General features: G+C 42.8%; 12 protein-coding genes. 5 read left to right on the top strand and 7 right to left on the bottom strand.

Annotated features, from left to right (window positions below; translation table 11 throughout):
- Window positions 1-242: 242 nt before the first annotated feature.
- The 5 genes from dnaJ to CIK80_RS07160 all read left to right on the top strand — a co-directional run bounded on the left by dnaJ (window position 243) and on the right by CIK80_RS07160 (window position 5,136).
- Entirely contained in the window at window positions 243-1,376 is a 1,134-nt protein-coding gene (dnaJ, locus tag CIK80_RS07180; RefSeq protein WP_062843485.1) for a molecular chaperone DnaJ, read from the top strand.
- Between the two features lie 185 nt (window positions 1,377-1,561).
- Window positions 1,562-2,392, top strand: a complete 831-nt coding sequence (dapB, locus tag CIK80_RS07175) for a 4-hydroxy-tetrahydrodipicolinate reductase (RefSeq protein ID WP_095569393.1) — start codon at window positions 1,562-1,564, stop codon at window positions 2,390-2,392.
- Between the two features lie 31 nt (window positions 2,393-2,423).
- Window positions 2,424-3,800 (top strand): ATP-binding protein, encoded by a 1,377-nt coding sequence (locus CIK80_RS07170; protein ID WP_095569392.1) that lies wholly within the window; start codon window positions 2,424-2,426, stop codon window positions 3,798-3,800.
- Window positions 3,801-4,298: a hypothetical protein gene (locus tag CIK80_RS07165; RefSeq protein WP_095569391.1), complete on the top strand. Its 498-nt coding sequence runs from the start codon at window positions 3,801-3,803 to the stop codon at window positions 4,296-4,298.
- Window positions 4,282-5,136, top strand: a complete 855-nt coding sequence (locus CIK80_RS07160; protein WP_095569390.1) for a hypothetical protein — start codon at window positions 4,282-4,284, stop codon at window positions 5,134-5,136. Before CIK80_RS07165 ends, CIK80_RS07160 begins: the two co-directional genes overlap by 17 nt.
- 87 nt (window positions 5,137-5,223) lie before the next feature.
- Here the strand turns inward: CIK80_RS07160 and CIK80_RS07155 are convergent, their stop codons facing one another.
- The 7 genes from CIK80_RS07155 to gshA all read right to left on the bottom strand — a co-directional run bounded on the left by CIK80_RS07155 (window position 5,224) and on the right by gshA (window position 13,109).
- A complete protein-coding gene (locus CIK80_RS07155; protein WP_095569562.1) occupies window positions 5,224-6,399 on the bottom strand; it encodes a type III PLP-dependent enzyme in 1,176 nt (391 codons plus the stop codon).
- A 151-nt stretch (window positions 6,400-6,550) separates the two neighbouring features.
- Window positions 6,551-7,105: a peptide deformylase gene (def, locus tag CIK80_RS07150; RefSeq protein WP_062843488.1), complete on the bottom strand. Its 555-nt coding sequence runs from the start codon at window positions 7,103-7,105 to the stop codon at window positions 6,551-6,553.
- Between the two features lie 234 nt (window positions 7,106-7,339).
- The gene (locus CIK80_RS07145; protein ID WP_062843489.1) at window positions 7,340-7,594 is read right to left on the bottom strand and encodes a GlsB/YeaQ/YmgE family stress response membrane protein; all 255 of its coding nucleotides are present in this window, start codon (window positions 7,592-7,594) and stop codon (window positions 7,340-7,342) included.
- A gap of 351 nt (window positions 7,595-7,945) precedes the next feature.
- Entirely contained in the window at window positions 7,946-9,430 is a 1,485-nt protein-coding gene (gene mpl, locus CIK80_RS07140; protein ID WP_095569389.1) for a UDP-N-acetylmuramate:L-alanyl-gamma-D-glutamyl-meso-diaminopimelate ligase, read from the bottom strand.
- A 397-nt stretch (window positions 9,431-9,827) separates the two neighbouring features.
- On the bottom strand, window positions 9,828-10,469 hold the full coding sequence (locus CIK80_RS07135; RefSeq protein WP_095569388.1) for a copper resistance protein NlpE N-terminal domain-containing protein: 642 nt from the start codon (window positions 10,467-10,469) through the stop codon (window positions 9,828-9,830).
- Between the two features lie 481 nt (window positions 10,470-10,950).
- On the bottom strand, window positions 10,951-11,478 hold the full coding sequence (locus tag CIK80_RS07130) for a disulfide bond formation protein B (RefSeq protein ID WP_062843492.1): 528 nt from the start codon (window positions 11,476-11,478) through the stop codon (window positions 10,951-10,953).
- Window positions 11,479-11,534: 56 nt separating this feature from the next.
- Window positions 11,535-13,109 carry a glutamate--cysteine ligase gene (gene gshA, locus CIK80_RS07125; RefSeq protein ID WP_095569387.1) on the bottom strand — a complete coding sequence of 525 codons (1,575 nt, stop codon included), beginning with the start codon at window positions 13,107-13,109 and terminating at the stop codon, window positions 11,535-11,537.
- Window positions 13,110-13,180: the final 71 nt, after the last annotated feature.

Here is a 13,180-nt window from a genome sequence, read left to right as displayed (position 1 = left end):
CTAAGCGCTTGATAAATGGCCATACCATCTCCATAAATAGCGCAAACTTTTAATAACTGATTTGGCTAAGCAGCATCCTGCCGTATTTGCTTGTAAGATTCATATCCTTCTTATTTTTGACTTTTTATCCCCTATGTTTCATGTGAAACCTTTGTAGACGATGAAGGGTTACAGATAAAGTAGGGAAGCGTAAAATCTATGAATCGACTGGCCGGTGGACTGTAAAGACGATAGGAGAGCCCATGAGTAAGCGCGATTTTTATGAAGTATTAGGTGTCAGTAAGACGGCTGACAGTAAAGAGATTAAGCGAGCCTACCGCAAGCTGGCGATGAAATACCATCCAGACCGCAACTCTGATGATCCTGATTCTGAAGATAAATTTAAAGAAGCGTCTATGGCTTATGAAGTACTGAGCGATGAAGAAAAGCGTTCAGCGTATGACCGTATGGGTCACTCTGCATTCGAAAATGGCATGGGCGGTGGCGGCTTTGGTGGTGCAGGCGGTGGCAACTTCCAAGATATCTTTGGCGATATCTTCGGTAACTTTGGGGATATCTTCGGTCAGTCGCGCGGTGGCGGTGGACGTTCGCGCCGTGGCTCAGACTTGCGTTATGTGATCGAGCTGACATTAGAAGAAGCGGTACGCGGCTGCAAAAAAGAAATCAGCTTTACCGCCCCTGCACCATGTGATACCTGTGACGGTAAAGGCGCAAAAGATGCCTCTGATGTCGTGACCTGTCAGATGTGTCATGGCCAAGGTCAAGTACGTATGCAGCAAGGTTTCTTTGCGGTTCAGCAAGCTTGCCCACAATGTGGCGGCACTGGTAAGCAAATCAAAAACCCTTGCCCTGACTGTCATGGTAATGGCGTCAAAGACAAATCGCGTACGCTCGAAGTCTCTATCCCAGCGGGCGTCGATGATGGCGATCGCGTTCGCCTAGCAGGTGAAGGTGAAGCGGGCGGCGCTGGCGTGCAAAATGGTGACTTGTATGTCGAAGTACGCGTCAAAGCGCACAACGTCTTTACGCGTCAAGGGGCGGACCTTTATATGGATGTGCCCGTGAGCATCACTGATGCGGCACTTGGTAAAGAAGTTGAGATCCCAACTTTAGATGGCAAAGTAAAAATCAAAGTTGCAGAAGGCACGCAAAGTGGTAAATTGCTACGAGTACGCGGTAAAGGCGTGACGCCAGTGCGTACCACCATGAAAGGCGATTTGATCTGCCGCGTCGTTATTGAGACTCCAGTCAACCTAACCCGTGAACAAAAAGACCTGCTACGTCAGTTCCAAGATACTTTGGATGGCGATAGTAAGCATCAGCAATCGCCTCATAAAAAATCCTTCTTCAAAAAAATCGGCGACTTGTTTGACTGATTATTTAACTAAGACAGACTGTCTTTAGGTAGCTATACTGAAAGTAAGCCCAAAAGTTTCACATGAAACCTTTGGGCTTTTTCTTGTGCCGATAAAAAACCACTCAGGTAGCGATATTTGTTAAACTGACGATAAATGATATCCAAAAATAACCCCGCCAAATATAAAGTATTTAAGGTAGAGATATGAGTCAACAAACAAAAGAACAAGCCATCAAAGTTGGTGTCATTGGTGCAGGCGGACGTATGGGTCGCATGCTCATCGAAGCGGTCAATGACAATCCACAAACCACCCTCAATGCAGCGATTGAGCGTCAAGGCTCAAGCCTCGTTGGCACAGATGCGGGTGAAGTCGCTGCTATCGGACATTTGAATGTGCAGATTGTCGATGACTTGCAAGCCGTGGTTGATGATATCGATGTGCTGATTGATTTTAGCCTGCCTGATGCCACTGAAAAAAATATGCAAGTTTGTGCTGAGCACAACGTGGCTATGGTCATTGGCACCACAGGATTTAACGAGCAGCAAGAGCAAGTATTGGCAAAAGCAAGTGAAAAGATTGCTATCGTTTATGCAGGCAACTATTCCACAGGCGTCAATCTGTCCTTAAAATTATTAGAAATGGCTGCCAAAGCGTTTGGAGCAGAGGCTGATGTAGAGGTGATTGAAGCACATCACAAGCATAAAATTGATGCACCTTCTGGCACAGCTTATATGATGGCAGAAGCCGTCGCAGATGCTCGTGGACAGAACCTCAAAGACGTTGCCGTCTATGGACGCGAAGGTCAAACGGGCGAGCGCGAAGCCGGTACGATCGGTATTCATGCCATTCGCGGTGGCGAAATCATTGGCGATCATACAGTGATGTTCATCGCCGATGGCGAAGTGGTTGAGATTACGCATAGAGCACGGGCGCGCATGACGTTTGCGGCAGGTGCAGTACGCGCGGCGACTTGGGTAATTCAGCAACCAACGGGACAGTATAATATGCAAGATGTCTTGGGTCTGAGTAACTAATATTAAGCCATTTAACGTAAGTGAGGTTGTTATGGAAAACAATGCCAGTATTACCATCAAAAATTTTAAAAGCTATAAAGATGCAACCTTACCTCTATCGCCTTTGACTCTACTGATAGGGGCGAATGCATCAGGCAAAAGTAATGCTATCGAGGCATTTCGCTTTTTAAGCTGGGTTGCTGGTGGTGAGCGTTTATCGACGCTTAAAAATAGAGTAAATGATAGTGATAAGGTAGTTAGAGGAAGCATCATAGATTTAGCTTTTAATCATGAAGATAGTTTTTCACTATCATTTAACTTTACTCCTGATATTAGCTATTCTGGTATATTTCTCAACGAGGACATGCAACTTCATTTAGCTGGTGAAACTTATCAAGAGAAAGAAAAGAATTTTTTTTTCTATAGAAGCAGTAAATATACAGCATTAGCTCTGCATTACTTCAATGCTAGCGCTAGCGAACTAATAAAGCTTACTCCATTAGAAACTATTTTAAAATTAAATGAAAAAGAAAATAATGAGATTTTTCAGAAAATTAGTGATTCTGAAGTTTCGGTGTATTTTCCAGAGCAAGACTCATCCGTACTTTCGATGAAAGATTGGTTATATATTTTTTTGTGGAGAGGATTCTATGATGATGCCAAAGTTAATCCAAAAAATACAGACTCTTTTGACAACTTGGCGAATTTCTTAACAAATACTTTCTTCTATGATTTTGTACCTAGTACCATGCGTCAAGACAGTATTAAAGATAGCGTGTTAAATAATAGTGGCTCAAATTTAGCAGGCGTATTGTCTTATCTTTGTGAAGAAAATTTAGAATATAAAGGAAAAATACTAGTATTAGTGCAGAGCTTACCTGAGCAAGATATTACTGATATTAAATTTTATACTGATAAAAGGGACCGAGTAGAGTTTTTACTGTGTGAAAGCTTCGGAGACGTTTCCGTTGAACGCACGATGGACTTACTATCAGACGGGACTTTAAAAGTATTAGGTATCGCAGCTGCTCTACTATCTGTGCCAAAAGGATCAACGGTAGTCATTGAAGAGATCGACAACAGTATTCACCCTACACGTGCGCATCAGATATTAAGTTTGATGCGCCAATATGCAGATGAGCGTAATCTAAATCTGTTGTTATCAACGCACAACCCTGCTTTGATGGACGCATTGCCTGATGAGGCATTGGCAGATGTTGTATTTTGCTATAGAGATCCGAAAGAGGGTGATAGTAAGTTGGTTAGATTGGGTGACTTAGATGACTATCTGGGCCTAGTAGCTCAAGGAACGCTTGGTGACTTAGTAACCCAAGGTATCGTTGAACGTTTTATCAAGCATCCAACCACCAGTGAACAACGTAAGCAGCAAGCGCTCAGTTGGCTTAATCAGCTACAAGGAGCTGATTAAATGACAGACATTTGCATATTAGATACGACTATTTTACTGAATATTCTAGATGTACCTAATCGAAATAACGAAAAAAACAATGTCATGGCAGACTTTAAAACTTATATAGAATCGGATTGTCGATTTATCATACCATTCGTAGTAGCGGTCGAGGTTGGTAATCATATTAGCCAAAATGGTGATGGGACTATGCGTCGACAAGCTGCTAGAAGGTTTGTTGATATGATGCAAAAGACATTTAATGGTGAATTACCATTTGAGATAAGTGATTTTGAATTGAAGTTGGAATGGCAAAAGTGGATTACTGAGTTTGTTGATAAAGCGGGACAAAACAAAACGGCTGCTAAACCCAACGAAGGTATGAGTTTGACAGATTTGTCTATTATCAAAGAGTATGAAGATATTCAGGCCAAGAACAAAGCAAACAGGCGCACACACGTAGAAGTGTTTATTTGGTCACTTGATTCGGATTTGACAGCTTATGGACGCTCTTATTAAAAAACTAACAACGCCATTACTGGTTATAGCCGTAAGTCTTATACTGAGCACTTCATCTATCGCTACTATTTCTCAAACCTATGTGATTGACACTTATGGCGGTGATGCTTTACTGCCAGCGGTGCGTCAGCAGTTAAGCACGAGCCGTGACGGTGGTACGGTGGCCACTTACCAAGGCAAGCTGGTACTACAAACGACGCCCGCCAATTATCAAGCGGTACAGCAGTTATTGGCACAAATCGATAGTCAGCCGCAAGCCTTGACGGTTTATGTACGTGTCGGCAGTGACAGCCGTACTCAATATGATAATCAGCAAGGTCAGGTTGTGATTACGAGCCGAGGTATCCAAGGTACAGGGATAATTAGCCAGCGTAATAACCAGCGACAAGGCAGTAGTTTGTATCAAGTGCAAACCTTATCTGGCAGTGCGGCAAGTATTGGGACAAGCACGTTGTGGTCATTGGCTCAAAGCTACTATCCAACGGCGTCAGTGTATTCTCGTTCGCTAGGGCAAATTATTATTCAGCAGCAGGTATTGCTACCAACGATCCAAGGCATTAACGTGACACCGCGGCTACTACCGAGTGGTCAAGTCGAAGTAAAGCTATCACAAGTTGAAGAGCGACTGGCGCGATCTAACTCATCTTACAATCGATACGGCATGAGCAGTAACAGCATTCAGGGTCAAAGCCTCAATAGCACTATCATTGTGCCACGTGGACAATGGGTAACGATTGGTCAAATTGTTCAAAATAGCCAAGACCAACAAGCAGGGGGTAGAGGCTACGGAGCGACCAATAGTTATAATAGCGTACCGATTTCGCTATTGGTGCAGTAGTTGATAATGGCAGTAACAACCCACAAAAAAGCGCGGCACTGTGATTTACAGTGCCGCGCTTTTTACTCAATGATTTCTCAGCGATTACTAATCAACATAGACTACTTCTAATGGCGGAAACCCATTAAACTCAACCGATGAATACGAGTTGGTATACGCACCTGTGGTCAACCAAAAGATTTTATCACCAATTTCAAGCTCTTCTGGTAATTGGTAGCCTGCCTCTTCATACATAATATCGGTCGAATCACAAGTCGGGCCTGCCAATACGACCGTACCTTCACTGGTCGAGGTTTCCATCTTTGGCGTATAGACAGGATATTTGATAGATTCGCCAAGCGTCTCAATCAAACCTTGGAACAAGCCCACATCCGTATATACCCAGCGCGTCAAATCTGTGTTTGATTTACGAGAAATCAATACCACATCACTGACTAGGACGCCTGAACCACCAACCAATGAACGTCCTGGCTCAAGAATGATTTCAGGCATATCTTCCGCATCATAGTCATCGGTCAAATAACGATTGATTTCTTCAGCATAAACTTTGATAGGATTTACTTCACTGATGTAATTGGCTGGAAAACCGCCACCCAAGTTAATCATTTGCAACTTGATGCCTTCTTCATTTTTCATCCAGTCAAACATGTATTTGACCTTAGCAAGCGCATCATCCCAAGCAGCGACATCTTTTTGCTGACTGCCCACATGGAACGAGATACCATAAGGCACCAAACCCAATTCGCGCGCTTGAATCAAAAGCTCGATCGCCATGTCAGGATGGCAACCAAATTTACGAGACAATGGCCATTCAGCGGTTTCTGACCCTTGCACCAAGATACGCACAAATATTTTTGAACCAGGCGCGTGCTTAGCGATATTTTTTAAATCCGCTTCTGAGTCGGTCGCATACAAGTCGATGCCTTTTTCAAACGCATATTTAACATGTTCTGCTTTTTTAATGGTATTACCATAAGAGATACGTGACGCGTCCACGCCGCAATCAAGTACTCGATCTAACTCATAGATAGACGCACAATCAAAATTTGAACCAAGCTTGGCGAGTAAGTCAATGACTTCGACAGCAGGGCTTGCTTTCATTGCATAATGGATTTTGGCATTCGGGAAAAATCCCACCATTTCATGAAATTTCGTTTTGATGCGGCTTAGATCCACTACCAAAAGAGGCGTCTCGCGACCTTCAGCTGCTTTGGTGAATTTCTGCCAGCCGGCAGGGTCAAAATATTGGTCAATTTTGATCATGGTCATGGTAGGAAACCTTTAATAAAAAAACATACGTTAAAAAATGAAGGCCTAGGCCATATTGCTAGTGTAACGTCACATTATTATCATAATGTGTCATAAAGCGACGAGAATGGTACTCACGCAACATTTGGCCTAAAAAATAAATACATCAAGAGTTGGTCGGTTGTGGCTGCTTATCAGCGGATTGCTCGCCTTGTTTTTCGCGAATTTTGATGACTTTACGTACCTTATCACGAGCACGCGTTTGTTTTAAACGCGATAAATAATCAACGAAGATGACACCGTTTAGATGATCCATTTCATGTTGGATACAGACGGCAAGTAACCCATCAACTTCTTCATCGATTTTTTCACCATTTTCATCCAAAGCTTCGATACGCACTTTATTAGGACGTTCAACCTTGTCATAGACGTCAGGTACAGACAAACAACCTTCTTCGTAAGCTTGTTTGTCTTCTACCAATGGGGTTACCTTCGGGTTGATGAAAACCCGAGGGCTGTTTTTATCTTCAGACAAATCCATGACGATCAGTTGAATATGTTGATCCACTTGACTGGCAGCCAGACCAATGCCTTGTGCATCATACATGGTCTCAATCATATCAGCGATTAAGGTTTTGATTTCAGCAGTCACTTCCTTGACAGGCTTTGCAATGGTGCGCAAGCGCGGGTCTGGATAATTTAAAATAGGGAGTAATGCCATAACGCTCACCTCAATGATAAGGATAAAATAGGGTTGGTATTATAAGATAAATGGGGACAAAAGTAATGCTTATCAATACTTTGCTTATTAATACTTGCGCGCGTAAATCCTCTTTTAGATTTTTATAGACGCCATATTATGACTTTAGCGAATTCAACAAAAAGCCCTGCAATTTGCAAGGCTTTTTTATTGTGAGTTTAGGATTCTTATTCACATCTTATCTATCATATAAATTTATACGCGGCGTTTACTGACAATCATTTCATACAAGAATAGGAGGATAATAGCACCGATTACAGAGAAAATTAGACCAGTAAAGCCACCATCTGCATCAATACCGATAAGTCCTGCAAGGAAACCACCCAACATGGCACCCACGATACCCAGTACAATCGTCATAATCCAGCCCATAGGGTCACTGCCTGGCTTGATAGCACGTGCCAATAGACCTGCAACCAAACCTACGATAATCATCCAAATAAAGCTCATGTTATTCTCCTAATTTATTGTCATTTATAATAGTTTGCTAGTTTTGATAAGCTCATTGTAATGACTGCAGAAAAATAAAGGTAAGCGCGAAATGTTACCAGTGTATGAGCTATGTGAGAAAAACAAGGGATTTGCTAAGATGGAGGGAGGATAAGTAAATGAAAGGTTACAAAGGTAATTAAGACGCGAATAGCGTTCGCGTCGAACCATTAAAATCCCTGAGAACCATTCGCTAAATTTTGACAATAAAAAAGCGCCGCTTGTCTGCTACGACGCGACGCTTCATTTATGTATTGAAAACATAGGTACATGAAGGGAATAAGAAATCCCTTAATTGCACTGAATTTTTTACTAGCGCTGACGCAATGATGTCAGTAGGCGCTGATGTATCCCTTCAAAGCCGCCGTTCGACATAATCACAATCGCATCACCTGCCTGTGCATGGACGACAATGTGCTCAATAATGGCATCGATACTAGCAAGGACTTGTTGATCACCGATGTTGTCTTGAGCAGCATTAGCTTTTTCAATCACTTCTTTTAATCCCCATTCCAAACCTGTCGGCTCGTACCATAGGGTATGGTCAGCGAGGGCAGCAGATTCAGCCAAGCTGTCTTGATGGATACCCATCTTCATGGTGTTGCTACGCGGTTCGATAATGGCCCAAATTCGTCGACCTGCCAGTTTCTTTTTGGCGCCGTCTAGTGTGGTCGCAATGGCCGTTGGATGGTGAGCAAAATCATCAAACACCAAAATATCATGCGCATCACCGATAAGCTCCATACGGCGTTTGATACCAGCAAAGGCAGATAACGCAGCACAAGCGGTATCAACGCTGACGCCAACGTTATAGGCGGCGGCTACCGCAACCAAGGCATTATTGACGTTGTGAATACCGCTCATTGACCAATCGACAATGGCTGTTTCATTATTGTCCGTAAAAATAACTTTAAATTGACCGCCGTCTGTACTGATCAGCTCAGCTTGCCAATCGCTACTATTTTTTAGATCAATATCTTTTGCTTGTTCATCCGGCACAGTGGTATCAAGCACCGAAGTACGCCAAATTGGCGTCCATACGCCTTTTGTTAAGGTGTCTTCTAAGCTGATGGTCGCAGCTGGCATGATGATTTTGCCTGTGCTTGGAATCATGCGTACCATATGATGGAACTGCGTTTGAATGGCATTGAGATCCGCAAAGATATCAGCATGATCAAATTCAAGGTTATTTAAAATGGCCGTACGTGGTCGGTAATGAACGAATTTTGAGCGCTTATCAAAAAACGCCGAGTCGTACTCATCTGCTTCAATAACAAAATACCCAGTCTGTGACGTGCCATTGCTGTCTTTTTCTGCGCCCAGATAACTGCTGTGCGCAAAGATCTGCTGTAGATGGACATTAGGCGTATCGACCAAGGGAACTCCCCCAATCAAAAACCCCGTATCAATACCAGCATAATGTAGTATCCAAGCCAACATCGTAGTGGTTGTGGTTTTGCCATGAGTACCAGCAACGGCGATCACATGACGCGATTGTAGTACTTGCTCAGATAAAAACTGTGGTCCTGATGTATAGCGAAGCCCTGTGTCCAGCATATACTCGATGACATCCATACCACGCTTCATGGCATTGCCGACGACAACCAAATCTGGCGCAGGTTGCAAATGCTCAATCAGATAGCCTGACTCAATCGTGACGCCTGCATTCTCAAGTTGGGTCGACATGGGCGGGTAAACATTGGCATCTGATCCTGTGACTGTATGCCCAAGTGCACGCGCGAGCAGCGCCAGCGAACCCATAAAAGTACCACAAATACCAAGAATATGAATATGCATAGACGTTCCGTACAAGCTTAATTAAGAGAATAAAAGAATAGAGTGATCCGTAATTTCAACAGGGACTTATTATCGGATATACTCGGCCTAACGATTATAAGTAGTGATGATATCTTGCTATAAAAGAGCAAATCATGATCAAGATATCAGCGCGATAAATAGCCATTCATTGTAAAGTAAACACCATGAGATGACCAATAAAAAACGCCTAACAAGTAGGCGTTGTTTGGTCCATACATTCGACTCATTTCATCATATTACGTATGGCATTTAAAAACTGAAAAGGTTATTTTTATGTCTCTAACGGCATCTATATAAAGATATGCTTATCTAAAAACTGGTTCTCTAAAATTATATCCTGTAGATAAGTACCTCTTTAAAACGTTATATGATGGGATTATTGACGCGATAAAATATAGTCATTATTCGGGGTTTTGTCCGCATGCATCAAGATAAGATGATTGTCTTGGATATCATAACTTTCGATTTTCTTATCTTCATAAACAATCGTAATGGTATTGTTGTCTTGGCGATACACACCCGATTCAAGTAATGGGGCACGCGGGCTGTCAGGATTGTTATAGATACTGGTCTTTGATACTGAGCCGTCAGCAAACAGATTTAAGGTAACATCGATACTACTACAAACATCACAGGGCACCATGCCACCGTAATCTCCCATTAGCGTGGCCTGCAATGTGTTATTACGACTACTTGACTCTACTCCCATGAGGGACTGGCTGGGATTGGCATCGTTACTTGATTGCGCAGCTGCGATTAAGGACTGTCCTTGCGCTGCTTGGTCCAGCGACTCATTTGACAGCTGAAGGCTATCATCTTGCAAATTTTGGGTCAGATTTTCCGAGTCATGTGCTACGTTGTCAGAAGGGGAAAGCGTATTTGCTAAATTTTTGTCATCATTAGAAGAGGCGCTATCGCAACCAATCAACGCGACACAAAGTGGCAGCACAAGTAGAGAGCGGCCAAAGCATTTGGCTACAGTAAGCATGGTCGCGCAGGTAGGCGCAGAATATATCATGGTCACCCCAAAGAACGGTTTATCAAACAGTATTTCTTGTCACACAAGGTTTCTTATCAAGCAATGCTTCTATAGATCACCAGCATTACTAACAACGCGATATGATTATAAAAAATATAAGTATGTTAAAAATAACGAATAAAAAGTGTCAGCAAATTATTTGATGTTTTAAAGCTACAATCAAGGATTTATCACTAACAATTTACGAAAAAACGATAAATATCTAATGATATCAGGCAATTAAAAAATGCAATAGAATGAATCAAGATATCAAAGGTTAAGTATATCTCTGTGGACTTTTTGTTATAAACAAAAATTAAGGAGATAAAAGTAGCCGTTTAAGGAGTCACCAAGGTAACTTATAAAGGTTGTCAAAGAGACTTAACAGTCGCCTCATCCAAACAGGGACAAATAATCATATACTTATGCCTGTTTAGATGAAGGATTATATCGGAAAAATAAGTTGAATTCTAACCCTCTTTTAGGCAAGACGGTTGTGGCTAGCAGGTCGTACGATACGCCATAGTATCAGCACATGTACGATCAATAGCACAGCAAATAAAATCAAAGATTGCTCAGGAATACTCAACCCCATAAATGTCCAGTCAACCGTGGCACATTCACCAGAGCCTGCAAATACTTCTTTGAACACCTGTAAAATAGGTAAGGTATCCATCCAATAGTCCAAACCAGGTCCGCATGAAGGTACTTGGTCGGCAGGTAAATGCTGGAGCCAAACATGACGAGCTGCAACTAGGGTTGCCCAGCCAATACCTGCTAAGCTACCAATCCATAATATCAATCTTACCACCATCGATTTTGGGTTGAATAGTGCCGATATTAAAGCGAATCCACCCATTATAATCAGACCAATACGTTGGAAAATACAAAGCGGGCAAGGTGTGAGACCTAAATGACGCTGTAAAAAGAACAGCGCAAAACTCATACCTATCACGGCCATTATCACGAGAAATACTTGTAAATTGCGGTAAGTGGTCAGCTGTAGCATCAGGTGGTTACTCTTGTAAAGTTAGTCATCTATAAAGGGTAAATAGCCATTAAGACTTAGCGATATTGCTGCAAAAATTCCATAAAATCTTGTGTTTCGGCTTCTTCAATCTCAGCTTGCTGTAGTATGGATTTTTCTGCCAGTACTTCATACTTTGCCTGAGTATTTGGGCTAAGTGTTTGCTGTAATAAAGACTCACGATGCTGCTCAGCCAATGTAAAACCAAGCTGCCATAAGCTACCTAAGCGCTTACTATCAGAGTTGACTTGTGCTGAGATGGTTGATTCAGGATGTCCTGCTTTGCCTTGCATTAAAGCCACAGCCGCGCGGTAATCATTGCCACCATAATGAGCATCTAACAAAGCTGCCAGTGGTTGCATACGCTCTAGATGGGTCAACATCCAGCTCTCAAGCAATTGCTCTTCACCATTGTCTAAGATATGCAGACCTTCGCGGCGACCTTCATTGACCACGCGCTCAAGGTTGATGGCCAGCGTCTCTTCTTCTTCTGGCAACAGATCCGGTGAGTCACTAAGTAGGCAATACAGTGCCATGACTTCTAAAAAACAAGCGCTTGATAGACGAATACCAACATCGCTATATGGGTCGAGGTCGATGGCACGAAACTCAACATAGGCAATACCGCGACGCTCAAGCGCCTCGGTTGGCGTCTCGCCAGTCAAGGTGACTTGTTTTGGACGAATAGGGCTATAGTATTCATTTTCTATCTGTAGAATATGATTGTTGATCTGAATGGGGTTGCCATCCGCATCTTCTAGACCCAGCTTCTCAAAGCTTTCATGCGGTGTTTGAATGGCACGGCGCAGTCCTTCGACATATTCTGGCAAATAATTATAGCGAATATCAAGATGCTCTTGCACACTATTGGTATAGCCAAGCTTGCCCATGCGCAGGCTGGTTGCGGTAGGCTTGTAATACGTTGATTCATTGAGCAGCTCTAAGTCATGCTCGCGGCCCGCTATAAAACAAGGACAGACGCTTGGGCTGGCACCCAATAAGTAAAGAACAAGGCTAGTCAGACGCTTAAAGTTACGGATAAGACCTAGGTATTTCTCATTTTTAAATTCTGTCAGCGTTTGGCTTTGCGTAGCAGATGTTTGTGCTTGCCAAGCTTCAAACAATTCGTCACCAAAAGACAAGTTGTAATGTAAACCTGCAATCGTCTGCATGCGGCGACCATAACGGATACCAAGACCACTACGATACAAGGTTTTAAGTTTACCCGTGTTAGAGCTGCCATAATCCGCCAAAGGAATGTCTTCATCGTCAGATGACAGCATACACGGCATTGAGAGCGGCCACATGAGCTCGCCTTCAGGTATGCCCTGATAGACCAATACATGCAGCTGACGGAGCATGTTTAGTGTTTCTTTTGGGGAGGTTTTGGGATCAGTGATGAGCTCAAGTAGGCTTTCTGAATAATCTGTGGTGATAAAAGGATGGGTGAGTTTTGACCCAAGTTTGGTAGGATGCGGCGTTTGAGACAAAAAACCATCAGGCTTAACGCGCAGGCCTTCTTTTTCGATACCACGAAGCATACCTGTTAAATGTTTGCTGTCAAACCAGTTGGGAATGTCAAAGCTGACAAAGCTACTCGCTGAATTACTCATAATAGTCATCTATTGTTATTTATTATGGCGAATCAAAACACGACTGACGTTTGACCATAAAAGAAGTAAAT

Origin of the sequence: Psychrobacter sp. JB193 (assembly GCF_002285555.1) — a bacterium.
Lineage (GTDB): Bacteria > Pseudomonadota > Gammaproteobacteria > Pseudomonadales > Moraxellaceae > Psychrobacter > Psychrobacter alimentarius.
The sequence above is the reverse complement of the archived record's forward strand: the minus strand, read 5'-3'. Positions and strand labels throughout refer to the sequence as shown.

Bases quoted from the DNA above. Each gene is read 5' to 3' on its own strand.
- dnaJ (WP_062843485.1), top strand. From the start codon at position 243: ATGAGTAAGCGCGATTTTTATGAAGTATTAGGTGTCAGTAAGACGGCT.
- dapB (WP_095569393.1), top strand. From the start codon at position 1,562: ATGAGTCAACAAACAAAAGAACAAGCCATCAAAGTTGGTGTCATTGGT.
- CIK80_RS07170 (WP_095569392.1), top strand. From the start codon at position 2,424: ATGGAAAACAATGCCAGTATTACCATCAAAAATTTTAAAAGCTATAAA.
- CIK80_RS07165 (WP_095569391.1), top strand. From the start codon at position 3,801: ATGACAGACATTTGCATATTAGATACGACTATTTTACTGAATATTCTA.
- CIK80_RS07160 (WP_095569390.1), top strand. From the start codon at position 4,282: ATGGACGCTCTTATTAAAAAACTAACAACGCCATTACTGGTTATAGCC.
- CIK80_RS07155 (WP_095569562.1), bottom strand. From the start codon at position 6,399: ATGATCAAAATTGACCAATATTTTGACCCTGCCGGCTGGCAGAAATTC.
- def (WP_062843488.1), bottom strand. From the start codon at position 7,105: ATGGCATTACTCCCTATTTTAAATTATCCAGACCCGCGCTTGCGCACC.
- CIK80_RS07145 (WP_062843489.1), bottom strand. From the start codon at position 7,594: ATGAGCTTTATTTGGATGATTATCGTAGGTTTGGTTGCAGGTCTATTG.
- mpl (WP_095569389.1), bottom strand. From the start codon at position 9,430: ATGCATATTCATATTCTTGGTATTTGTGGTACTTTTATGGGTTCGCTG.
- CIK80_RS07135 (WP_095569388.1), bottom strand. From the start codon at position 10,469: ATGATATATTCTGCGCCTACCTGCGCGACCATGCTTACTGTAGCCAAA.
- CIK80_RS07130 (WP_062843492.1), bottom strand. From the start codon at position 11,478: ATGCTACAGCTGACCACTTACCGCAATTTACAAGTATTTCTCGTGATA.
- gshA (WP_095569387.1), bottom strand. From the start codon at position 13,109: ATGAGTAATTCAGCGAGTAGCTTTGTCAGCTTTGACATTCCCAACTGG.